This window comes from Rhodopseudomonas palustris, from assembly GCF_013415845.1.
Lineage (GTDB): Bacteria > Pseudomonadota > Alphaproteobacteria > Rhizobiales > Xanthobacteraceae > Rhodopseudomonas > Rhodopseudomonas palustris_F.
Genome location: NZ_CP058907.1, coordinates 79,951 through 102,416, shown reverse-complemented (window position 1 = coordinate 102,416; position 22,466 = coordinate 79,951). Strand labels below are relative to the sequence as shown.

Genomic DNA, 22,466 nt, shown 5'->3' with positions numbered 1-22,466 from the left:
TCATCCGTCCATGCGCGGTTGTCGCGGGCACCCGCGTTTTTAAGGTTTCGTCAGGAGCGAAGTTGGGAGTGGTCAAGACAAGCCCGACCATGACGCGGGACGACATCGACCCTCTATGTTGACCCGCCGCTGACGCCGGCGACAGGTAGCACTTCGGTGGCGGTAGTACGGTCTGGCGACTCTTCTTTCCAGCGCACCGAGCCGAACGGCCGCTCCAGCATCCGGCGGACCCGGATCGGATCCACGCCGCGATGAAATGCGATCGCGCGGCGGTGCAGCGCGCGATCGTCCTGGGTCGATCGGCTGCGCTGGCGCAAGTAATCGAGCCAGGTCGGGCAGTGATAGCGTTCGGTCCACAATTCCGGATCGGCGATGTCCCGCGCGATCGACCAGCCATAGGCGCCGTTGCGCTGACGGCTGAGCTGCACCTCCTGCATCACGTTGTGAAACGCGCGCGCTTCGTCGGCATCGATCCGGTACTCGATTTCGATCACCACCGGACCGCTGCGCGACGTCAGCGCCAGTTTCACTTCCGGGTCGGCGAGCAGCTCGGCATCCTCGGTGCGGGTGCCGACTGGTGGCATCGGCAGCAGGAAGGCGAGCACTGGAGAAGCCAGCATCGCCAGCCCCGACAGCAGCATCGACGGCGCGACGCCGGCCAGGTCGGCGACGTGGCCCCAGCCCCAGCTGCCGATCGCGATGCCGCCGGAGATCGAGGCCTGGAATGCGGCGAGCGAACGGCCCGCCACCCAGCGTGGGGCCGAGAGCTGAACGCCGATGTTGAACAGCGCGATCGCCAGCATCCACACCGCGCCCGCGATCACCAGCGCTGCGGCGGTGAGCAGCGGCGAGCGGCTGATCGCGATCACCGCCATCGCCACGCCCATGATCATCGCGCACAGCCGAACCGCGGCTTCACTGCTCAGGCGCTGCCGCGCAATCCCGACATTGAGTGCGCCGATCACCGCGCCGATGCCGAACGCGCCGAGCAGCAGCCCGTAGGTCTCGGCGCCGCTGTGCAGCAGGTCGCGCGCCACCAGCGGCATCAGGGCCAGCACCGAGCTGCCGGCGATGCCGGTCACCAGCGTGCGGGTCAGCACGATGCGGATTGCCGGCGAGTTGGTGATGTAGCGCACGCCAGAGACGATCGCGCGGTTCAGCCGCTCCGGCGGCAGCCGCGGCGGCTCGCTCTCCCGCCGCCATAGCAGCAGCACGATCAGCAGCGGTAGATACAGCACCGCATTGGCGGCGAATGCGGCCACCGCGCCCGCGGCCGCCACCACGATGCCGCCCACCGCCGGGCCGAAGCTGCGTGCGATATTGTAGCTGATGCCGTTCAGCGCCACCGCGGCCGGCAGCGTTTCGGCCGGCACCTGCTCGGACACCGAGGCCTGCCAGGACGGCCCGAACAGCGCCATGCCGGTGCCGATCACGAAACAGAAAAGCAGCAGCGTGTTCGGCGTCACCAAGCCGAAATGCGCCAGCGCAGCCAGCGTGGTGGCTCCGGCGAGGCCGATGCCGAGCGCCGCCAGCGCGACCAGGCGGCGGTCGTACATGTCGGCGATCGCGCCGGCCGGCATCGCCACCAGCATGATCGGCAGCATCAGGGCGGTCTGCACCAGCGCCACCTTGTCGGCGGACGAGGTCATCTGCGTCATCGCCCAGGCGGCGCCGACGCCGTTGATCATCAGGCCGAGATTGGACAACAGGCTCGCCAGCCAGATCCGCCGGAACAGTGCGTGCCGCAGCGGTGCCGCGATCCCGTCGCCGGAAAACAGCCCGCGCTTCGCCGTGCCCGCCATCTGGGTCTGACCCTCCGCCGTCCTCACCGCCTCGCCGATTCAACGGCGCTGGAAACAGTGATGCCTGCGAAGCGCTCGCACTGTCCAGAGCCAACGTGGCGCAGCCCTCAGGCCAGGCTGCGCCTCAGAGGTGCCGGCTCAGATCGGTGATGGTCGGCGCATCGCCATTCAGCGGGTTTTGCGGATCGCGGCTGTAGCGCAGCGTCTCGAACCGCATGGCGCGGGCGTCGATCATCACCAGCCGTCCGACCAGGCCTTCGCCGAAGCTGACGATTTCACGGATCGCCTCCAGCGCCATCATCGAGCCGAGCACGCCGGCGAGCGCTCCCATCACCCCGGCTTCCTCGCAGCTCGGCACGGTGCCGGCCGGCGGCGGTTCTGGAAACAGGCAACGATAGGTCGGGTTGGGTTCGCCCGCGGCGTTGCGCTCGTGGGCGCGGATCGTGGTCAGCGATCCGTCGAACTGGCCGAGCGCCGCAGTGATCAGCGGCTTCTTCGCCAGATAGCAGGCGTCGGACACCAAATAGCGCGTGGCGAAATTATCCGAACCGTCGAGCACTAGGTCGCAGCCGCCGATCAGGGCCAGCGCATTGGAGCCGTCGAGCCGCACCCGGTGCTGCACCACGCGTACGTTGGGATTGAGTGCGAGGATCCGGCTGGCCGCACTGTCGGCCTTGCGGGCGCCGATGTCGGGCGTAGCGTGAATCACTTGGCGCTGCAGATTCGACAGCGTGACGATGTCGTCGTCGACGATGTCGAGCGTGCCGACGCCGGCCGCGGCCAGATACATCAGCACCGGCGCGCCGAGGCCGCCGGCGCCGACCACCAGTACCCGCGCGCTCTTCAGCGCCGCCTGCCCGGGGCCGCCGACATCGCGCAGCACGATGTGGCGGGCGTAGCGTTCCAGTTCCTCGGCACTCAGCATGACGGATGGTATCCTTCACTTCCACGGCCAGACCGGCACCGTCATCTTGAAGACGCGCATCCGGCTGATCCTTTCCTGCGGTCGAAGGCGCGATTTCGGGCGAGCGAAACATTGTGCGCGGTGCCGCGCATCGAACCGGCACAGCGTTGGCGCCGACCAAGCGGTTGTGGTTATTTGCGCATGGCGCAACGTTGCTCGGGAATTGTCATGAGATCGATGCTGGCTGCAACCCTGATCGTCGCCGGTGCCGCCACTCTGGCGGCGCATGGCGCACACGCTGCGCCGAAGCAGACGGCAGCCGCGCCGCCGGCAGCGCAGACACCTGCGGAGACGGCCAAAACGCTCGCGCAGGGCGATCGCCAGGCGATCCAGTCCGATCTCGCCTGGACCGGCGATTACAACGGCCTGATCAACGGCGAGGTGTCCGACCGGATGATCGCTGCCATCAAGCAATTCCAGACCAATCAGGGGCACAAGCCGACCGGCGTGCTCAATCCGCAGGAGCGCGGGCAACTCGCCGAGGCCGCGCGCAAGCTGCAGGCCAGCGTCGGCTGGAAGCTGGTTTCTGATCCGGTCACCGGCGCGCGCGTCGGCGTACCGACCCGGCTGGTGCCGCAACAGGCCTCCGACGCCAATGGCACGCGCTGGAATTCCTCCACCGGGACGATCCAGGTCGCGCTGTCGCGGCGGAGGGAAGCGGACGTCTCGATCGCCAAGCTCGCCGATCAGGAGAAGAAGGAGCCGGGCCGCAAGATCGAATACAGCGCGATCAAGCCGGACTTCTTCGTGCTGTCCGGCAGCCAGAACCAGAAGAAGTTCTACATCCGCGGCAGCTTCAAGGATGCCGAGGTCCGCATCCTCACCGTGCTGTACGACCAGGCCACCGAAGGCACGATGCAGCCGGTCGTGGTCGCGATGTCGAGCGCCTATAATCCGTTCCCTGCCGGCGTCCAGGCCGGGCCGCCGCCGCGCAAGAAGGTCGAATACTCGACCGGCACGATCGTCGGTGCCGACGGTGCGATCCTGGCCGATCGCGAGGCGGTCGAGGGCTGTCTGTCGATCGTTGTGGCGGGTTACGGTCCTGCCGATCTGGCCGATCGCGGCAAGGAGCACGAGTTGGCGCTGCTGCGGATCTACGGCGCGTCCGAGCTGAAGCCGCTGCCGTTCGGCGGCGGCGCAGCCAAGTCCGGAGCGGTCGAGATCACCGGCGTCGCCGATCCGCAGAGCCAGGGCGGCGGCGCTGCCATCACCACCGTCAAGGCGCAGCTCACGGCTGCCGGCACCACAGGCGGTCTGGTGGTGACGCCGCCGCCAAGTCTCGGCTTTTCCGGTGCGCCCGCACGAGATGCGGAGGGGCGCTTCGCTGGGGTGACCACGCTGCGTCTGCCACTGGTCGCAGGCGCGGCTGAAAGTGCCGCGGCGCCGCAGCCGGCACTGATTTCAGCCGACACCGTGCGTGGCTATCTTGCTGGCATCGGTGTGAAGCCGGCCGAGGGCAGCACCAAGGATGCCAAAGCGAGCGTCGTCCGTGTGATCTGCGTGCGGAAGTAAGCAGTCTGGCTGCGATGCTGCGCTAAGTTACTTTTGGCACTTCGGGCACCAGAACGTCGACCGGCCGTTCTGCACGAAGCGCTGCACCGTGCCGCCGCAGGTCGGGCAGGGTTCGCCTTCGCGGTCGTAAACCTTGAACGAGTGCTGAAAGTAACCGAGCTCGCCACTGGTCTGGCGGTGGTCGCGCAGTGATGAGCCACCGGCCTTGATCGCTTCGCCGAGCACATCGCGGATCGCCTCGGTCAGCCGCACCGCGTGGTCGGTCGGCTCGTCCTTGCGATTGGCCAGGGTCGAGGCTTTGCGTTTCGGCGACAGATGCGCGCGGAACAGCGCTTCGCAGACATAGATGTTGCCGAGCCCGGCAACCACGCGCTGATCGAGCAGCGCCGCCTTGAGGCTGGTCTGCTTTCCGGCGCAGGCCTTCGCCAGCAGGCTGGCGTCGAACGCGTTGCCAAGCGGCTCGGGGCCGAGGCCCTTCAGATGGGGCTCGGTTTCGATCTCGCTGCGCGGAAACACCTTCATGAAGCCGAACCGGCGCGGATCGTTGAACACGACGCGGGCACCAGACGCCATTTCGAACACCACGTGGTCGTGGGTGCGGTCCTCGCTGCGCGGATAATGAAACTCGCCCGGCGTGGTCTCGCCGTCGGCCTCGACCACCCGGAATGAACCGGACATCCCGAGATGCATCAGCAGCACGTCGCCGCTCGACAGATCCGCCAGCAGATATTTGGCACGCCGGCCGAGGCCGGTGACGGTCTGGCCGGTGAGGCGGGCGACGAAGTCCTTCTGCAGCGGAAACCGCAGATTTTCCCGGTGCGCCACCGCGCGGTCGATCCGAAAGCCCTCCATCGCCGGCTGCAGCCCGCGGCGGACGGTCTCGACTTCGGGGAGTTCAGGCATCGGGTTTGCTCGGAAGGGCTTTAAGCCACTCGATTGGCTTGAATTTCAGGCATGGCGGCGACAACCCGGCGATTGCGGCCGCGAGCCGTCCGTCGTTGCATTCTACATTTTGCGTCAGCCAGTTAAGGCATTCAGGTGATAGCGCCTCCGCATCAAGCGCGCTATATGGTCCGCCGCGGACCGCCGTTTTCGTGTTTCGGGCGGCAATCGGCCCGAAAAACCGTCCGCGCGCAGGAGTTGAAGGCATGACTGAGCCGGGCGAGACCACGCATTTCGGCTATCGCGACGTTCCGCTGGACGAGAAGCAGACGCTGGTCAACGACGTGTTTCACAGCGTCGCCGGCCGCTACGACCTGATGAACGATCTGATGTCGGGCGGCATGCACCGGTTGTGGAAGGACGTGATGATCACGACCCTCAACCCGCCGCGCGACGACACGCCGTTCCGGCTGCTCGACGTTGCCGGCGGCACCGGCGACATCTCGTTCCGTGCCGCCAAAGCCTCGGGCGCCGGCTTTCACTCCACCGTCTGCGACATCAACACCGATATGCTCGAAGTCGGCCGCCAGCGTGCGGTCGAGCGGAATCTCGACGACAAGGTCGATTTCGTCGAGGGCAATGCCGAGAGCCTGCAGTTCGACGATCGCAGCTTCGACGCCTACACTATCGCGTTCGGCATTCGGAACGTGCCGCGGATCGATCTGGCGCTGAAGGAAGCCTATCGCGTTTTGAAACCGGGCAGCCGTTTCCTGTGCCTGGAGTTCTCGTCGGTCGATGTGCCCGGCCTGTCCAAGCTGTACGATCTGTTCTCGTTCAAGGTGATCCCGGAGATCGGCCGCGTCGTCACCGGCGATGCCGACAGCTATCAGTATCTGGTCGAATCGATCCGCAAATTCCCCAAGCCGTATGATTTCGCCGAGATGATGCGCGACGCCGGTTTTGCGCGCGCCAACTGGCAGGTGATGAGCGGCGGCATCGTCGCGCTGCATTCGGGCTGGCGTTTGTGATCGCAGCACTCACTCATGTGGCGCGGCTCGGCCGCGCCGCCTTCGTGTTCGCGCGCGAGGGTGTGTTCGGCGTGGTCGATCCGGCGTTGATTCCGCCCGCCGGTCAGGTGCCGGTGCGGCTGGCGCGGTTGATCGAGCGCCGCGGCGCCAAGTCGGGGGCGCGGCTGTCGCGGGCGCTGACCCGGCTCGGCCCGGCCTATCTCAAGCTCGGCCAATTCCTTGCCACCCGTCCCGACGTCGTCGGCGTCGCGATGGCACGCGATCTCGAAAGTCTGCAGGACCGGTTGCCGCCGTTCTCGCAGGACGAAGCCGAGCAGGTGATCGCCATTTCGCTGGAGCGGCCGGTCCGCGATCTGTTCGTCAGCCTCAGCCCGCCGGTCGCGGCCGCGTCGATTGCTCAGGTGCATCGCGGCGAGGTCGAACTCGACGGCGTCCGCAAGCAGGTCGCCGTCAAGGTGCTGCGGCCGAACGTGTCGTCGCGGTTCAGGCGCGACCTGTCCGACTTCTTCTACGTGGCCGAGAAGGCCGAGCTGTACTCCGCCGAAGCGCGGCGGCTGCGGCTGGTCGAGGTCATCAACACGATGTCGCGCTCGGTCGCGATGGAGATGGACCTGCGGCTGGAAGCGGCCGCGGCGTCCGAGATGGCCGAGAACACCAAGGACGATCCGGACTTCCGTGTCCCCACCGTCGATTGGGACCGCACCAGTCACAACGTACTGACGATGGAGTGGATCGACGGCATCCCGCTGAACGATCACGCCCGTCTCAAAGAAGCCAACGTCGACACCGTCGAGCTCGGCCGCAAGGTGATCCAGAGCTTCCTGCGCCACGCGCTGCGCGACGGTTTCTTCCACGCCGACATGCATCCGGGCAATCTGTTCCTGGATCGCGACGGCAAGCTGGTCGCGGTCGATTTCGGCATCATGGGCCGGCTGCTGCCGAAGGAGCGGCGCTTCCTCGCCGAGATTTTGCTCGGCTTCATCACCCGCAACTATCGCCGCGTCGCCGAGGTGCATTTCGAGGCCGGCTACGTGCCGCCGCATCATTCGGTCGAGAACTTCGCCCAGGCGATCCGTGCCATCGGCGAGCCGATCCACAATCGCCTCGCCGAAGAAATCTCGATGGCCAAGCTGCTGACGCTGCTGCTCGAGGTCACCGGCCTGTTCGACATGCGGACCCGGCCGGAGCTGATCCTGCTGCAGAAGACCATGGTGGTGGTCGAGGGCGTGGCGCGGTCGTTCGATCCCAAGCTCGACATCTGGAAGGTGGCCGACCCGGTGGTGCGCGAGTGGATCCAGCGCAATCTGGGTCCGATCGGCAAGGTCGAGGGCGCGCTGGCCGGCGCCGGCGAGCTTGGTCACACCCTGAGCAGCCTGCCGACCATCGTGTCGCGGGCCGTCACCGTGCTTAATCAGCTTGAGGTGATGACCAAGGACGGTCTGGTGCTGGCGCCGGAGACCATCGCCGCGATCGGCCGGACCGAGCGCGGCCGGACCCGTGGTCGGACCGTGGCGCTGTGGGTGATCGCCGCCACCTTCATTGGCGTCCTGATCGCACTATCACGGATGATTTGATTGCATTGCGTTCATGACTTGAACGCAATGCCTGCGTCCGCTAGCTTTTCGTTATGGCCAATCTGACGATCCGCAAGCTCGACGACGTCCTCAAATCCGAACTGCGCCAGCGCGCGGCCGCCAACGGCCGCTCGATGGAGGATGAGGTCCGGGTGATCCTACGCGACGCCTGCCACAAGCGGCTCGGCTTCGCGGAGCCCGCCTCGGCTGACTTGTCCGTGCCAGCACCTCCCGCGGCCGATCAGCCAGCGGACGGGCCGCGTGCCCAGCCACAGGCCGGCGGCGCGCGGGTGACGCTGATCGTCGGCGGAGGCATTGCGGCCTACAAGGCGATGGACCTGATCCGCCGGCTCAAGGAGCGCGGCGCCGACGTCCGTGTGGTGCTGACCAAGGCGGCCCAGCAATTCGTCACGCCGCTGACCGCGAGCGCGCTGTCGCATCAGCGCTGCTACACCGACCTGTTCGATCCCTCGAGCGAGTTCGATGCAGGCCACATCCGCCTCGCGCGCGACTGTGACCTGATCGTCGTCGCGCCCGCGACCGCCGACCTGATGGCCAAGATCGCCGGCGGCCATGCCGACGATCTGGCGACCGCGATCCTACTCGCCACCAATCGCCAGATCCTGTTGGCGCCGGCGATGAACCCGCTGATGTGGAACAACGCCGCGACCCGGCGCAACGTCGCCCAGCTCAAGCAGGACGGCGTCGCAATGGTCGGCCCCAATGCCGGCGAGATGGCCGAGCGTGGTGAGGCCGGCATCGGCCGGATGGCGGAGCCGACCGAGATTGCGGTCGCGGCCGAAGCGCTGTGGCGGCCGCAGCCGCCGAAGTCGCTGCTCGGCAAGCGCGTGCTGATCACTGCAGGCCCCACCCATGAGCCGATCGATCCGGTGCGTTACATTGCCAACCGCTCGTCCGGCAAACAAGGCTACGCAATCGCGGCGGCCGCAGCCGCCGCCGGCGCCGAGGTGGCGCTGATTTCCGGTCCGGTCGAGCTGCGCGCGCCGGCGGGGGTCGATTGCATCCGCGTGGAGTCGGCCCGCGAGATGCTCGCCGCCGTGCAATCCGCGCTGCCGGCGGATGTGGCGATCTTCGCCGCCGCGGTGGCGGACTGGCGGGTTGCTGCCGAAGGGATGCAGAAGCTGAAGAAGGGCGCCGCCGGACCGCCACCGCTGCAGCTCACCGAAAACCCCGACATCCTCGCGACGATCTCGAAGCTGACCGAAGGCCGGCCGCCGCTGGTGATCGGCTTTGCGGCCGAGACCGAGAATCTGATCGACAACGCGACCGCCAAGCTCGCCCGCAAGGGCTGCGACTGGATCGTCGCCAATGACGTCTCGCCGGCCACTGGCGTGATGGGGGGCGACCGCAACACCGTGCATCTGCTGATGCGCCGCGATGCCGCCACCGATCTCGAATCGTGGCCGCTGATGACCAAGGATGAAGTCGCGACCGCGCTGGTGGCGCGGATCGCTCAAGCAATGGCAGTTCACGCATGACCCAAAAGATCACCGTTTCGATTCGCCACCTGCCGCACGGCGAAGGCTTGCCGCTGCCGGAGTATCAGACCGCGCACGCCGCCGGGCTCGACCTGATCGCCGCCGTCCCGCAGGATGCGCCGCTGACGCTTCAGCCCGGCCGCTACGTGCTGGTGCCGACCGGGCTCACGATCGCGCTTCCGGAGAACTACGAGGCGCAGGTGCGGCCGCGATCGGGCCTCGCCGCCAAGCACGGTGTCACCGTGCTGAACGCGCCGGGCACGATCGATGCAGATTATCGCGGCGAGATCGGCGTGCTGCTGATCAACCACGGTACCGAACCGTTCGCGATCCGCCGCGGCGAACGCATCGCTCAAATGGTGATCGCCCCGGTCAGCCGCGCTCAGTTCGTGGCGGTCGAGGCGCTGCCGGAAAGCGGCCGTGGCGCCGGCGGTTTCGGCTCGACCGGCCGCTGAGTAGCGGCGTTGCGTTGAGGTGTTACTTCCGCGACTCAACTAGATTTAGTGTCAAGCACGGCGGGAATCGGCTCGGAGAAATATAAATCGTCCGTTTGCGGACGGTCACGAGTCCGTTCACGGTCTGGACTCTTACCCCCCGAGTCGCGATGGCGATAATGTCCTCCGATTCGGCTATGGCGCGGCTTGTCAGTTGCGCCGTGCGGTTTGGGGCAATCGATGTCAGGCGTATTGGGGTCCATACGTCGGACCAGTCTGTCGTGCACCTCCCTGGTGCATGGTTTGGCTGGGACGGCCGTGATGGTCGCGTCGTCGCCGGCGCGAGCCGCAGACGATCACCTGGCCGCCATCACGTCGTCGCTGCTGCTGGATCTCAACCGCCACGAGATGATGACATTGATCATCGCGCTCGCGGCGTTGGGCTTTTCGGTGATGTCTGCGATCATGCTGGTGCGGACGCGGCAGCGCGCGGTTGCGCGCGAAGCGGGGCTGCGCGCCGACTTGCAGGGGCTGCAGGCGGAGTCCGATCGTTTCCAGGCGCTGCTGTTCGCCGAGCCGCAAGTGCTGATCTCCTGGGCCGCTGGTGACAGCCGGCCGCAGGTCAGCGGCGACACCGCGCTGTTCCTGCCGCTGGAGACGCAGAGCCGCCAGCCGCAACGCGTGCTGGCGTTCGGAACCTGGTTGCCGCCCGAGCCGGCGCTGCAAATGGATCACGCGGTCGATGCGCTGCTCGACAAAGGCGAAGGCTTCCTGCTGCAGCTCGTCACCTCGAACGGCCGGTCGATCGAGGCGATGGGGCGCGCCGTCGGCGGGCAGGCTGTCGTCCGCATCCGAGAACTGAGCGGCGTGCGCCGCGAGCTCGCCGACATGACCCGGCGCTTCAAGGCGCTGCAGGAAGAAACCGAGATGCTGCGCGGCTTCGCCACCGCCGCGCCATGGCCGATCTGGACCCGCCGCTCCGACGGTACGCTCAGCTTTGCCAACGCCGCCTATGCGCGGGCGACCGATGCCAGCGACGCCGCGGACGCGATCGGCCGCAATCTCGAACTGCTCGATTCCGGCGATCGCGCCGCGTTGGCACGCGCGCTCGGCGACGGCTACGAATATTCCGGCCGGCTGCCGATCGTGGTCGGCGGCGAGCGTCGCTACTACGACGTCCGCGCCCTGAAGGTGAGCGGCGGCAGCGCCGGCATCGCGGTCGACGCCACGGAAACGGCCGCGCTCGGCGCCGCGCTGGAGCGGATGGCCGATGCGCATCGGCGTACGCTCGATCAGCTTTCTTCCGGCGTTGCGGTGTTCGACGCTCAGCGCCGGCTGTCGTTCTACAACGACTCCTATCGCAAGCTGTGGGACCTCGACCGCATCTTCCTCGACAGCCATCCCGACGATTCCACCGTGCTCGACCGGCTGCGCGCCGAGCGCAAGCTGCCGGAGGAGCGCGACTTCAAGGCGTGGAAGAACAAGCTGCACGAAGCCTATCGGGCGGTCGAGGCCGAGAAGGACGTCTGGTATCTGCCGGACGGCCGCGCCGTCAGCATCGTCACCACGCCCAATCCTGAAGGCGGCGTCACCTATCTGTTTGACGACGTCACCGAGAGTCTCGACCTCAAGCGCCGCTATGGCGGCCTGATCGATGTCCAGCGCGAGACGCTCGACAATCTGTCGGAAGCGGTCGCGGTGTTCGGCTCCAACGGCTGCGCGCAATTGTTCAACCCGCCGTTCGCGCGGATGTGGAACCTGTCGGCCGAGGCGCTGCAGAGTCAGCCGCACATCGAGGCGATCGAGGAGTGGTGCCGGCCGTTGTTCGACGACGACGTGTTCTGGCAGGCGCTACGCGGCGCCATCACCGGCATCGACGATCGCCGCCACGTCCTGCTCAAGATCGAGCGCAAGGACGGCAGCGTGCTGGCCTGCAAGACCATGCCGCTGCCCGACGGCGCCACGATGCTGACGTTCCAGGACATCACCGACACCGAGAACGTCGAGCGGGCGCTGCGCGAGCGCAATGAGGCGCTCGAGACCGCCGATCGGATCAAGATCGATTTCGTCCACCATGTCTCGTACGAGCTGCGCTCGCCGCTGACCACGATCATCGGCTTCGCGCACTTCCTCAGCGATTCTTCGACCGGGCCGCTCACCGAGAAGCAGGCCGAGTACGTGAACTACATCACGACCTCGACCAACGCGCTGATGGCGATCATCAACAACATCCTCGATCTGGCCAGCATCGACGCCGGGGCGATGACGCTCAATCTCGGCCCGATCGACATCCGCAAGGCGATCGATGCGGCGGCCGAGGGCATTCAGGACCGGCTGGCGCGCGATCAAATCGCGCTGCAGATCGACGTCGATCCGGCGATCGAGAGCTTTGTCGGCGACGAGCGGCGCGTCGTGCAGGTGCTGTACAATCTGCTCGCCAATGCGATCGATTTCTCGCCTTCGCAGGGGACGGTGCGGCTGACGGTGCGCCGGGGCGAAACCCGGGTGGCGTTCACTGTCACCGATTCTGGTCCCGGCATCGCGCCGGCGTTCAAAGAGAAAATGTTCGATCTGTTCGAGAGCGATCCGCAGGGCTCGCGCCATCGTGGCGCCGGCCTTGGCCTGTCACTGGTGCGTTCGTTCGTCGAGCTGCACGGCGGTAAAGTCCTGGTCGAGTCGGCGGTCGGTCGCGGCACATCGGTGACCTGCGAGTTTCCGATCGAGCCGGCCGCCCAACGCCACGCGGCCGAATGAGTGCGGTCGCGACATTCTCGGTGGCGCTTGCCAACGAGGTGGCTACCGTGCGGCTGATGGCCGAGGTCGCGCTGCTGATCGGTCCAGGTGACGTCGTGACCTTGTCGGGCGATCTCGGCGCCGGCAAGACAGCCGCGGCGCGGGCGATGATCCGTTATCTTGCGGACGATGACGCGCTCGAAGTGCCGAGCCCGACCTTCACGCTGGTGCAGACCTACGATCTGCCGCCTTATCCGCTGCTGCATGCGGATCTGTATCGGGTCGAGGATCCGTCCGAGCTGGAAGAGATCGGGCTGTCGCCGCTGCCGGACGGAACCGTGGCGCTGATCGAATGGCCCGAGCGCGCTGGGGCGGCGCTGCCGGAAGATCGCATCGACATCGCGCTCAGTCATCGTCCGGCGCTCGGCCCGTCGGCGCGCGCGGCGGAAATCACCGGCCACGGCAAAGCCGTGAAGCAGGTCGAACGGCTCGCTGCGCTGCGCAGCTTCATCGAGACCGCCGGCTACGCCGATGCCGAGCGCCGGCACATGCCGGGCGACGCCTCGACGCGCTCCTACGCGCGGCTGCAGCGCGGCGCCGAAAGCGTAATCCTGATGAACGCGCCGCGCCGCCCGGACGGTCCGGCGCTCTATGCCGGCAAGAGCTACAGCGCCGCGGTGCATCTGGCCGAAGACGTTCGGCCATTCGTCGCGATCGGGCAGGGCCTGCGCGAACGCGGCTTCTCGGCGCCCGCGATCCATCACGCTGATCTGGACGCCGGCTTCCTGATCACCGAAGATCTCGGCCGCGTCGGCTTTGTCGAGGGCGATCCGCCGGCGCCGGTGGTGGCCCGCTATCAGGCCGCCACCGACATGCTGGCGGCGCTGCACGCTAAGCCGCTGCCGGATCATCTGCCGCTGTCGACGCGCGAGAGCTACGCGGTGCCGACGTTCGACGAAGCCGCGATGATGATCGAGGTCGGCCTGATGCCCGAGTGGTATCTGCCAGATCGCGGCGCGCCGCCGTCGGAAGCATTGCGGGCCGAATTCGTCACGCTGTGGCGCAAGCTGCTCGCCGGTATCGCGACTGCGCCGCGGACCTGGGTGCTGCGCGACTATCACTCGCCGAATTTGATCTGGTTGGAGGACCGTCCCGGCATCGAGCGCGTCGGGGTCATCGACTTCCAGGACACTGTGCTGGGCCCGGCCGCCTATGATGTGGTGTCGCTGCTGCAGGACGCTCGCATCGACGTGCCGGAAGCGACAGAATTGTCGCTGCTCGGCCGCTACGTCAAAGCCCGGCTCGCTGCCGATCCCGAGTTCGACGCCCCCGGGTTCGCGCGGCTCTACGCCGTGATGTCGGCGCAGCGGAACACGCGGCTATTGGGAACTTTTGCTCGGCTCAACCGGCGCGACGGCAAGCCGCAATATTTGAAACATCAGCCGCGGGTGTGGGCTTATCTGGCCCGCTCGCTGGCGCATCCGGCGCTCGCCGAGGTCCGCGCCTGGTATCGGGACCACGTGCCTCCACCGCTCTGATTCGGCGGATTTCCTTTACGCATCTTTAGAGTCGGCCTCGTAGTGTTGCGGGGTCGCCGCGGCATGGCCCGGCGGCGCCAAGACCGAACTGCAGGACTACGGGATGGTTGCCGAACGCAATAAGGACGGCCGCGTCGTTTTCGATCGTGGGTTGCGCGCGCAGATGATGGCGATCGACGGGACCTGGCGCCGTCCCTGCCTGATCGAGGACGTCTCCGAACTCGGCGCCAAGCTGACGGTCGAGGGGACGGTCGAAGGGCTCAACCTCAAGGAATTCTTCCTGCTGCTGTCGTCGACTGGTTTGGCCTATCGGCGCTGCGAGCTGAGCTGGATCAACGGCGACCAGATCGGTGTCACCTTCCTGCGTCTCGACCGGAAGAAGAAGCGCGCGGCGCAAGTCGAGAACGCCTGAGCCGCGCCTGCGCGGCCCTCAATGCTCCGGCGCTGAACCACCCACCGTCGTATCGTCGTCATGATCGCCGACTACCCAGTGACCGCCTCCGATAGACCGTTCGGAGCCGCATGATACAATCGATTCGCGCCGCCCGGCGCGTTCCGAGTCGGAGAACATGACCGTTCGTCCCCACAAAGCCATGGTGCTGGCCGCCGGCCTCGGCCTGCGGATGCGCCCGCTCACCGATCATATGCCGAAGCCACTGGTGCGCGTCGCCGGCCGTCCGTTGCTCGACCACGTGCTCGACAGGTTGGCCGAAGTCGACGTCACCGAAGCCGTCGTCAACGTCCACTATCTGCCGGACCAGATCATCGATCACGTCGCCGGGCGGACCAGCCCGCGGGTGATCATTTCGGACGAGCGCGATCAGGTGCTCGGCACCGGCGGTGCGGTGGTGAAGGCGCTGCCGCTGCTCGGCGATGCGCCGTTCTATCATCTCAACGCCGACACGATGTGGATCGACGGCGTGCGGCCGAATCTGGCGCGCCTCGCCGAAGCGTTCGATCCGGACCGGATGGACATCCTGCTGCTGATGGCGCCGACCGCGAACAGCATCGGCTATGCGGGCAAGGGCGACTTTGCGATGAGCCCCGACGGCAGCCTGCACAAGCGCAAGGAGACCGAGGTGGTGCCGTTCGTCTATGCGGGCGCCGCCATCATGTCGCCGGCGATTTTCAAGGACGCGCCGCAGGGCGAGTTCTCGCTGACCAAGATGTTCGATCGCGCCGGCCAGCAGCATCGCCTGCACGGGCTGCGGCTCGACGGCTTGTGGATGCATGTCGGCACGCCAGACGCGGTGCCTGCAGCCGAACGGGCCTATCTCGCCAGCGTCGCCTGAGAGGGCGGCCCGCGCCGGCCACCTCCTTTCGCCGGATTTGCCGTGCCATGATGGCGGAGGCGAATCAGGACATCGATGCACCTTTTCAGCGTTCCATCTTCGGCGCCTTTCTTGCGCACGACCATCGCGGCCCTGGTCGACGGCCGGCTGGTCGAGGGCTTCGAGGCGCGCGCCGCGCCGGAGCGGCTCGCCGACGCCACGCTGTATCTGCCGACCCGGCGCGCCGGTCGGATGGCGCGCGAGATCTTCTTGGACGTGCTCGGCGCCGACGCCGTTCTGCTGCCGCGGATCGTCGCGCTCGGCGATATCGACGAAGATGAGCTGGCATTCGCGCAGGCTGCGTCGGGACTCGCCGATCTGGAAATTCCCCCAGCGCTCGACGGGCTGCCGCGCAGGCTGTTGTTGGCGCAGTTGATCGCGAGCTGGGCGGCGCGGCTGAAGCCGGACGATCCAGCGCAGGCGCCGCTGGTGGTCGGCGGGCCGGCCTCGGCGCTGGCGCTCGCCGACGATCTGGCGCGGCTGATCGACGACATGTCGACCCGCGGCGTCGATTGGTCGGCGCTAGAGACACTGGTGCCCGATGCGTTCGATCGGTACTGGAGCCTGACGCTCGATTTCCTCAAGATCGCCGGCCACGCCTGGCCGCAATACCTGAAAGAGACCGACCGGATCGAACCGGCCGCGCGGCGCGACCGGCTGATCGACGCCGAGGCGCAGCGGCTCGCGACCCAGCGCAGCGGGCCGGTGATTGCCGCCGGCTCGACCGGCTCGATGCCAGCGACCGCGAAGCTGCTCAACGCGATCGCGCGATTGCCTCACGGCGCGGTGGTGCTCCCCGGCCTCGATGTCGATCTCGACAATGCGGCGTGGGATCTGATCGGTGGCAGCCGCGACCGGCAGGGTAAGCTCGTCACGCCCCCATCGCCGAACCATCCGCAATACGCCATGCATGGCCTGCTCGACCGGATGGGCGTGACACGCCGCGACGTGCAGCAGCTCGGCACACCGACCCGGCACGGCCGCGAACTTCTCGCCTCCGAGGCGCTGCGGCCGTCATCGGCGACGGCGGTGTGGCACGACCGGCTGAAGGACACCGCCGTCGATCGCCTGATCGGCGAAGGCACTGATGGACTGACGCTGATCGAAGCGCCGAATTCGGAAGCCGAGGCGCTGGCGATCGCGGTGGTGCTGCGCGAGGCGCGTGAGCAGGGCAAGACCGCGGCGCTGGTCACGCCGGATCGCGCGCTGGCGCGCCGCGTCGTCGCCGCGCTCGGCCGCTGGCATCTGCCGGTCGACGATTCCGGTGGCGACACGCTGATGGAGACGCAGCCCGGCATCTTCGCACGGCTCGCGGCCGAGACTGCGCTCGAAGGCTGCGAACCGGCGACGCTGCTGGCGCTGCTCAAGCATCCGCTGCTTCGGCTCGGACGCGCGGGCTATGGCTGGCGCGGCGCGATCGAGACCTTGGAGCTGGCGCTGCTGCGCGGCCCCCGGCCACCCGCCGGCTGCGATGGGCTCGCCAAGGAATTTGCGATCTTCCGGGGCGAGCTTGCGAAGCTGAAGTGCGGCGAGGCCAGCGCGCTGCATCCGTCGGAGCCGCGCACGCGATTGTCCGAACCGAGCCTCGATGAAGCGCAGCAACTCATCGCCCAGCTCAAGGCCGCGCTCGCACCATTGGAAACCGTCGGGCCGAACCCGCTCGATCTGTGCGAGATCGGCGCACGGCATTGCGCGGCGCTGAAGGCGCTGACGACGGATGACGACGGCATCGTCGAAGCGTTCGAAGGTCCGCAAGGCTCGGCACTGCTCCGGGCGTTCGACGATCTCGCCGCGGTCGGACCGGCGAGCGGCGTATTGGTCGCGGCGCGCGACTATGGCGAAGTGTTCGAGACCGCGTTCGGCGATCGCGTCGTCCGCCGTCCCGAACTTGCCGAGGCGCCGATCCGGATCTACGGCCCGCTCGAAGCGCGACTGACACAGCAAGACCGGGTCGTGCTCGGCGGATTGGTCGAAGGCGTGTGGCCGCCGGCGCCGCGGATCGATCCGTGGCTGAGCCGGCCGATGCGGCACGAACTTGGGCTCGATCTGCCGGAGCGCCGCATCGGCCTGTCGGCACATGACTTCGCGCAGGCGCTCGGCGCCGACGAGGTGTTCATCACCCACGCCGCCAAGGTCGGCGGTGCGCCCGCAGTGGCGTCGCGCTTCCTGCACCGTCTCGAAGCGGTCGCCGGCGAGGATCGTTGGAAGGCGATGAAAGCGCGCGGGCAGACGTATCTGGACTACACCCACGAACTGGATCGGCCCGAGAGCGTCACGCCGATCGCGCAGCCTGCACCGAGGCCGCCGCGGATCGCGCGGCCGCTGAAACTGCCGGTGACCGCGATCGAGGATTGGCTACGCGATCCCTATACGATCTATGCCAAGTACATCCTGCGCCTGTCGCCGCTCGATCCGGTCGACATGCCGCTGTCGGGCGCCGATCGCGGCTCGGCGATCCATGCGGCGCTGGGCGAATTCACCGAGCGCTACCAGGACGCTCTGCCGGACGATCCGGTGACGGCGCTGCGCCAAATCGGCCAGAAACATTTTGCGCCGCTGATGGATCATGCCGAGGCGCGCGCGCTGTGGTGGCCGCGCTTCTTGCGGATTGCCACCTGGTTCGCCGCGTGGGAGCAGCAGCGCCGCACCGGCGTCGTGCAGGTACAGGCGGAGCGTCGCGGCACGCTGATGATCCCGCTTGGTGGAGAGCGCAATTTCGAACTGTCGGCGCGCGCCGACCGCATCGAACGGCGCGACGACGGTAGCTACGCGATCCTCGACTACAAGACCGGTCATCCGCCGACCGGCAAGCAGGTGCGGATGGGGCTATCGCCGCAGCTCACATTGGAAGCGGCGATCCTGCGCGATGGAGGCTTTGAGGATATTCCGGCGGCCGCCTCAGTGAGCGAGCTCACTTACGTCAAGCTCAGCGGCAACACGCCGCCGGGCGATGAGCGCGTGCTCGAACTCAAGATCGAGCGCAAGGATGAGCCGCAGCACCCCGACGATGCCGCCGATGAAGCGCGCGCCAAGCTGGAAGGATTAGTCCGCCGCTTCGAAGACGAGAAGCAGTCCTATCGCTCGCTGGTGCTGTCGATGTGGTCGCAGCGCTACGGCACCTATGATGATCTGGCTCGGATCAAGGAATGGTCGGCGGCCGGCGGTCGCGGAGACGCGTCGTCATGAGCCGCCTCATTCCCAACGAAGCCCGCGCCCGGCAGGAGATCGCCTCCGATCCGTCAGCGTCGGTGTTTGTCTCCGCCAATGCCGGCTCGGGTAAGACCCATGTGCTGGTTCAGCGCGTGATCCGGCTGCTGCTCGATGGCGTATCGCCGGAGCGCATCCTTTGTATCACCTTCACCAAGGCGGCGGCCGCCAACATGGCGGAGCGGGTGTTCACCACGCTCGGTCACTGGGTCAAACTCGACGACGAGGAACTGTCAGCGGCGATCCACGCCACCGGCGTGAAGACGGTCGGGCCCTCACTGCTGGCCCAGGCGCGAAAACTGTTCGCCTGTGCGCTTGAGACGCCGGGCGGGCTGAAGGTGCAGACCATCCACGCGCTGTGCACGCGGCTGCTGCAGCAGTTTCCATTCGAAGCCAACGTGCCGGCGCGGTTCAGCGTGCTCGACGATCGCGACCAGGCCGAGCTGATGCAGCGCGCCAGCCTCGACGTGCTGCTGCGCGCCGCCGCGGCGCCGGACAGCGATGCCGGGCGTGCACTGGCGTTTGCGATGACCAGCGCCGCCGACGTCACCTTCCGCGACGTGGTGCAGGAAGCCTGCATGAGCCGCGACCGCTTCATGGCGTGGGTGGCGCAGGCCGGCAGCGTCGAGCGTGCGATGGCGCAGTTGTCCGCGACCCTCGGTGTTGCGCCGGACGATAGCTGCGACGCGGCCGATCGCGACATCGTCGATGGTCCGAACCTGCCGCGATCGGAATGGGCTGCGGTTGCGGCGACCTTCGAAGGCGGCAGCGCCAACGACCAGGCGCAGGCTCGGCGCTTGCGCGCCGCGCTGGCGCTCACTGACGCGGCGCAGATCGATGCCTATCTCCAGGTGTTCTTCACTAAGGATAGCGGCCTGCGCAAAAGCCTGATCACCAAAAAGCTCGGCGACGGCGCGCCCGGCCTCGCCGAGAGGCTGCAGCGCGAAGGTGCGCGGCTCGCCGGTCTGCTCGAACGCCGCCGCGCGCTGGCGTTGCGCGAGCGCACCCGGGCGCTGCTGGTGATTGCCGCGCAGGTTGCGGGCAACATCGCGCGTGAGAAGCGCGAACGCGGTCTGCTCGACTACGACGACCTGATCGACAAGACGCTGGCAATGCTCGACAGCGGCGCGGCCGGGTGGGTGCATTTCAAGCTCGACCGCGGCGTCGATCACGTGCTGATCGACGAGGCGCAGGACACGTCGCCGAAGCAGTGGAAGATCGTCGCCCGGCTGATCGACGAATTCACCGCCGGCGAGGGCGCCCGCGATGGTGTCCGGCGCACCATCTTTGCGGTCGGCGACGAGAAGCAGTCAATCTTCTCGTTTCAGGGCGCGGTGCCGAAGGAATTCGCCGAGTGGCGCGACCTGCTGCAGCGGCGATTCACCGGCGCCGGCCTGACCTTCGAAAAAGTTTCGTTCAACTACTCGTTCCGCTCAGGTGCCGCGATCCTGCAGTCGGTCGATCACGTGTTCCGCGATCCGGCGATTTATCGCAGCATCCATGCGGATTCGACCTATCCGTTGCATCAGTCGCTCGCCGATGCCGGGCCGAGCTTGATCGACCTGTGGCCGCTGGAAGTGCCGGATGATCGCCAGCAGATCGAAGGCTGGCAGGCGCCGTTCGACGCGGTGTCCGAAACCAGTCCCGAGGTCCGCCTTGCCGACAAGGTGAGGGCCGAGATCGGCGCACTGATCGCGCGCGGCACCCAGACCGGTCCGATGGGGCGTCGCCGGCCGCTGAGCTATGGCGACGTGCTGATCCTGGTGCGGCGGCGCGGGTCGGCGTTCGACGCGGTGATCCAGGCGCTGAAGCGCGGCGGCATCCCGGTCGCAGGCGCCGACCGGCTGAAGCTGACCGAGCACATCGCGATCATCGACCTGATGAAGCTCGCCGACGCGCTGCTGCTGCCGCAGGACGATCTGGCACTCGCAGTGGCGCTGAAGAGCCCGCTGTTCGGGCTCGACGACGACGACCTGTTCAAATTGGCCTGGCAGCGCAAGGGCTCGCTACGCGCCGCGCTGGCCGATCATGCCACGGGCGATCCGAAGTTCGCAGCTGTGCAGCGCCGGCTGGAGAGCTACGCGGTACGGGCGCAGGCCGAAACGCCGTTCGGGTTCTACGCCTGGCTGCTCGGCGGCGATGGCAGCGACAGCGGCCGCGCCCGGATCCTGCGCCGGCTCGGGCCGGAGGCCAACGATGCGCTCGACGAGTTTCTCGAACTGGCGCTGAGCTTCGAGCAGAAGCGCGCGCCGTCGCTGCAAGGCTTTATGGCGTGGCTGCGTGAAGCCGACACCGAGATCAAGCGCGACATGGAGATCTCCCGCGACGAAGTCCGGGTGATGACGGTGCACGGCGCCAAGGGGCTGGAAGCGCCGGTGGTGTTCCTGATCGACACCACCTCGTCGCCGGCCGACACCCAGCGGCTCAACCTGATCCGGCTGGCGGGTGGCAACGCTGCGCCGGGCTCGGTCGCTGCGATGGTGTGGGCGGGCCGCAAGGCTGATGATCCGCACATCGTCGAGCAGGCCCGCAGCGCGATGATCGAGGAGACCGAGGACGAGTATCGCCGGCTGCTCTATGTCGCGATGACCCGCGCCGCCGACCGGCTGATCGTCGGCGGCTGCATGCCGGGCAACCGCAACGAGGTGCGGCCGCACTCCTGGTACGACCTGATCAGCAGGGGGCTGGAATCATCCGGGCTGGTGATGCAGCCGGTCCCGCCGGAGGGCGTGATCAAGCGCTACTGCCGCCCGGAGGATGTGATCGAGGAGATCGGGACGGTCTCGCAGGGGCAAGAGCTGGCGGTGACGCATCTGCCGAACTGGTTGCGCCGCCCGGCGCCCGGCTTACCATCCGCCGAACAGGTGCTGCGGCCGTCGGATGCCGACGACGATGATCGGCGCCGGTTGCGGCCAGGGGAATCCGACGCCAGCCGCAGCCGCGCGCTGCAGCGTGGCACGCTGGTGCATCGGCTGCTGCAATCGCTGCCGGAGATCGCCGTTGCCGGTCGTCCCGCCGCCGCTGGACGGTTCCTCGCTCGCAATGCGTCGGATTGGAGTGAGGAGGATCGGGCGGCGCTCGCCGCTCAGGTGCTCGGGCTGATTGCCGATGCGAGGTTTGCGACGGTGTTCGGCTCAGGCAGCCGAGCCGAGGTGCCGATCGTCGGCCGGCTGCAGTGGCGCGGCGGACCGGTGCTGGTGTCCGGCCAGATCGACCGCCTGGTAGTGACCGAGACCGAGGTTCTGATCGTCGACTACAAGACCAACCACGCCCCGCCGCGGGTTGAGGCCGAGGCGCCGCGCAGTTACGTCCGTCAGCTCGCCCGCTACCGGGCGGTGCTCGGCGCGATCTATCCACAGCGCACTGTCCGGGCCGCCCTGCTCTGGACCGAAGCGGCTGAAATCATGGAACTTTCGGCCTCTGCGCTGGACGCGGAGCAGGCCGATCTGACGGTGCCGTGAGCCGTGCTTGACCGCACCGCGGTGCGTTCCTACGTTCACCCGTCATCACGGCGCGATTCCCGCCGCCGCTCTTCATCCGGTTTCACGAGGTATCCCATGGCCGTTGGTAAGGTGTCAGACGCCGATTTCGAAAACGAGGTTCTCAACGCCCAGGGGCCTGTGGTGGTGGACTTCTGGGCCGAGTGGTGCGGCCCGTGCCGCATGATCGCGCCGGCGCTCGATGAAATCGCCGGAGCGATGGGCGACAAGGTCAAGATCGTGAAGCTCAACGTCGACGAGAGCCCGGTCACCGCCTCGAAGTATGGCGTGATGTCGATTCCGACCCTGATGATCTTCAAGGGCGGCGAGATGGCTTCGCGCCAGGTCGGCGCCGCGCCGAAGGCCAAGCTGCAGCAGTGGATCAGCGCAGCTGTCTGAACTCCGACGCGCACGAACGTTCTAAAACGGCCGGCATTCCGCCGGCCGTTTTGCTTTTCCGGCCTCTCGTCATTGCCAGCCCCT

The 22,466-nt window shown here is 67.4% G+C and carries 15 protein-coding genes; 12 read left to right on the top strand and 3 right to left on the bottom strand.

The window, feature by feature from the left end:
* Positions 1–113 precede the first annotated feature (113 nt).
* Positions 114–1,802 (bottom strand): MFS transporter, encoded by a 1,689-nt coding sequence (locus tag HZF03_RS00460; protein WP_119018921.1) that lies wholly within the window; start codon positions 1,800–1,802, stop codon positions 114–116.
* 124 nt (positions 1,803–1,926) lie between these two features.
* Positions 1,927–2,727: a HesA/MoeB/ThiF family protein gene (locus HZF03_RS00455; RefSeq protein WP_119018867.1), complete on the bottom strand. Its 801-nt coding sequence runs from the start codon at positions 2,725–2,727 to the stop codon at positions 1,927–1,929.
* Between the two features lie 207 nt (positions 2,728–2,934).
* Between HZF03_RS00455 and HZF03_RS00450 the strand changes: the two genes are divergently transcribed.
* A complete protein-coding gene (locus HZF03_RS00450; RefSeq protein ID WP_119018866.1) occupies positions 2,935–4,278 on the top strand; it encodes a peptidoglycan-binding protein in 1,344 nt (447 codons plus the stop codon).
* 27 nt (positions 4,279–4,305) lie between these two features.
* Here the strand turns inward: HZF03_RS00450 and mutM are convergent, their stop codons facing one another.
* The gene (mutM, locus tag HZF03_RS00445) at positions 4,306–5,181 is read right to left on the bottom strand and encodes a bifunctional DNA-formamidopyrimidine glycosylase/DNA-(apurinic or apyrimidinic site) lyase (protein WP_119018865.1); all 876 of its coding nucleotides are present in this window, start codon (positions 5,179–5,181) and stop codon (positions 4,306–4,308) included.
* A gap of 245 nt (positions 5,182–5,426) precedes the next feature.
* On the opposite strand from mutM, the gene ubiE reads away from it, so the two are divergent.
* The 11 genes from ubiE to trxA all read left to right on the top strand — a co-directional run bounded on the left by ubiE (position 5,427) and on the right by trxA (position 22,382).
* Complete coding sequence (gene ubiE / locus HZF03_RS00440; protein WP_011155654.1) at positions 5,427–6,188, top strand: bifunctional demethylmenaquinone methyltransferase/2-methoxy-6-polyprenyl-1,4-benzoquinol methylase UbiE; 762 nt, start codon at positions 5,427–5,429, stop codon at positions 6,186–6,188.
* Positions 6,185–7,762, top strand: coding sequence for a 2-polyprenylphenol 6-hydroxylase (ubiB, locus tag HZF03_RS00435; protein WP_119018864.1), 1,578 nt, complete (start codon positions 6,185–6,187; stop codon positions 7,760–7,762). The genes ubiE and ubiB overlap by 4 nt, the downstream gene beginning before the upstream one ends.
* A 53-nt stretch (positions 7,763–7,815) precedes the next feature.
* Positions 7,816–9,261: a bifunctional phosphopantothenoylcysteine decarboxylase/phosphopantothenate--cysteine ligase CoaBC gene (gene coaBC, locus HZF03_RS00430; protein WP_119018863.1), complete on the top strand. Its 1,446-nt coding sequence runs from the start codon at positions 7,816–7,818 to the stop codon at positions 9,259–9,261.
* On the top strand, positions 9,258–9,716 hold the full coding sequence (gene dut / locus HZF03_RS00425) for a dUTP diphosphatase (protein ID WP_011155651.1): 459 nt from the start codon (positions 9,258–9,260) through the stop codon (positions 9,714–9,716). The genes coaBC and dut overlap by 4 nt, the downstream gene beginning before the upstream one ends.
* Positions 9,717–9,935: 219 nt before the next feature.
* Entirely contained in the window at positions 9,936–12,449 is a 2,514-nt protein-coding gene (locus tag HZF03_RS00420) for a sensor histidine kinase (protein ID WP_012493908.1), read from the top strand.
* Complete coding sequence (gene tsaE, locus HZF03_RS00415; protein WP_119018862.1) at positions 12,446–13,966, top strand: tRNA (adenosine(37)-N6)-threonylcarbamoyltransferase complex ATPase subunit type 1 TsaE; 1,521 nt, start codon at positions 12,446–12,448, stop codon at positions 13,964–13,966. The genes HZF03_RS00420 and tsaE overlap by 4 nt, the downstream gene beginning before the upstream one ends.
* Positions 13,967–14,069: 103 nt before the next feature.
* On the top strand, positions 14,070–14,378 hold the full coding sequence (locus HZF03_RS00410; RefSeq protein ID WP_011155648.1) for a hypothetical protein: 309 nt from the start codon (positions 14,070–14,072) through the stop codon (positions 14,376–14,378).
* 157 nt (positions 14,379–14,535) lie between these two features.
* A complete protein-coding gene (locus HZF03_RS00405) occupies positions 14,536–15,258 on the top strand; it encodes a nucleotidyltransferase family protein (RefSeq protein WP_119018861.1) in 723 nt (240 codons plus the stop codon).
* Between the two features lie 75 nt (positions 15,259–15,333).
* Positions 15,334–18,483 (top strand): double-strand break repair protein AddB, encoded by a 3,150-nt coding sequence (gene addB, locus HZF03_RS00400; RefSeq protein ID WP_119018860.1) that lies wholly within the window; start codon positions 15,334–15,336, stop codon positions 18,481–18,483.
* Positions 18,480–21,965, top strand: coding sequence for a double-strand break repair helicase AddA (addA, locus tag HZF03_RS00395; RefSeq protein WP_119018920.1), 3,486 nt, complete (start codon positions 18,480–18,482; stop codon positions 21,963–21,965). Before addB ends, addA begins: the two co-directional genes overlap by 4 nt.
* A gap of 96 nt (positions 21,966–22,061) precedes the next feature.
* On the top strand, positions 22,062–22,382 hold the full coding sequence (gene trxA, locus HZF03_RS00390; RefSeq protein WP_011155644.1) for a thioredoxin: 321 nt from the start codon (positions 22,062–22,064) through the stop codon (positions 22,380–22,382).
* Positions 22,383–22,466: the final 84 nt, after the last annotated feature.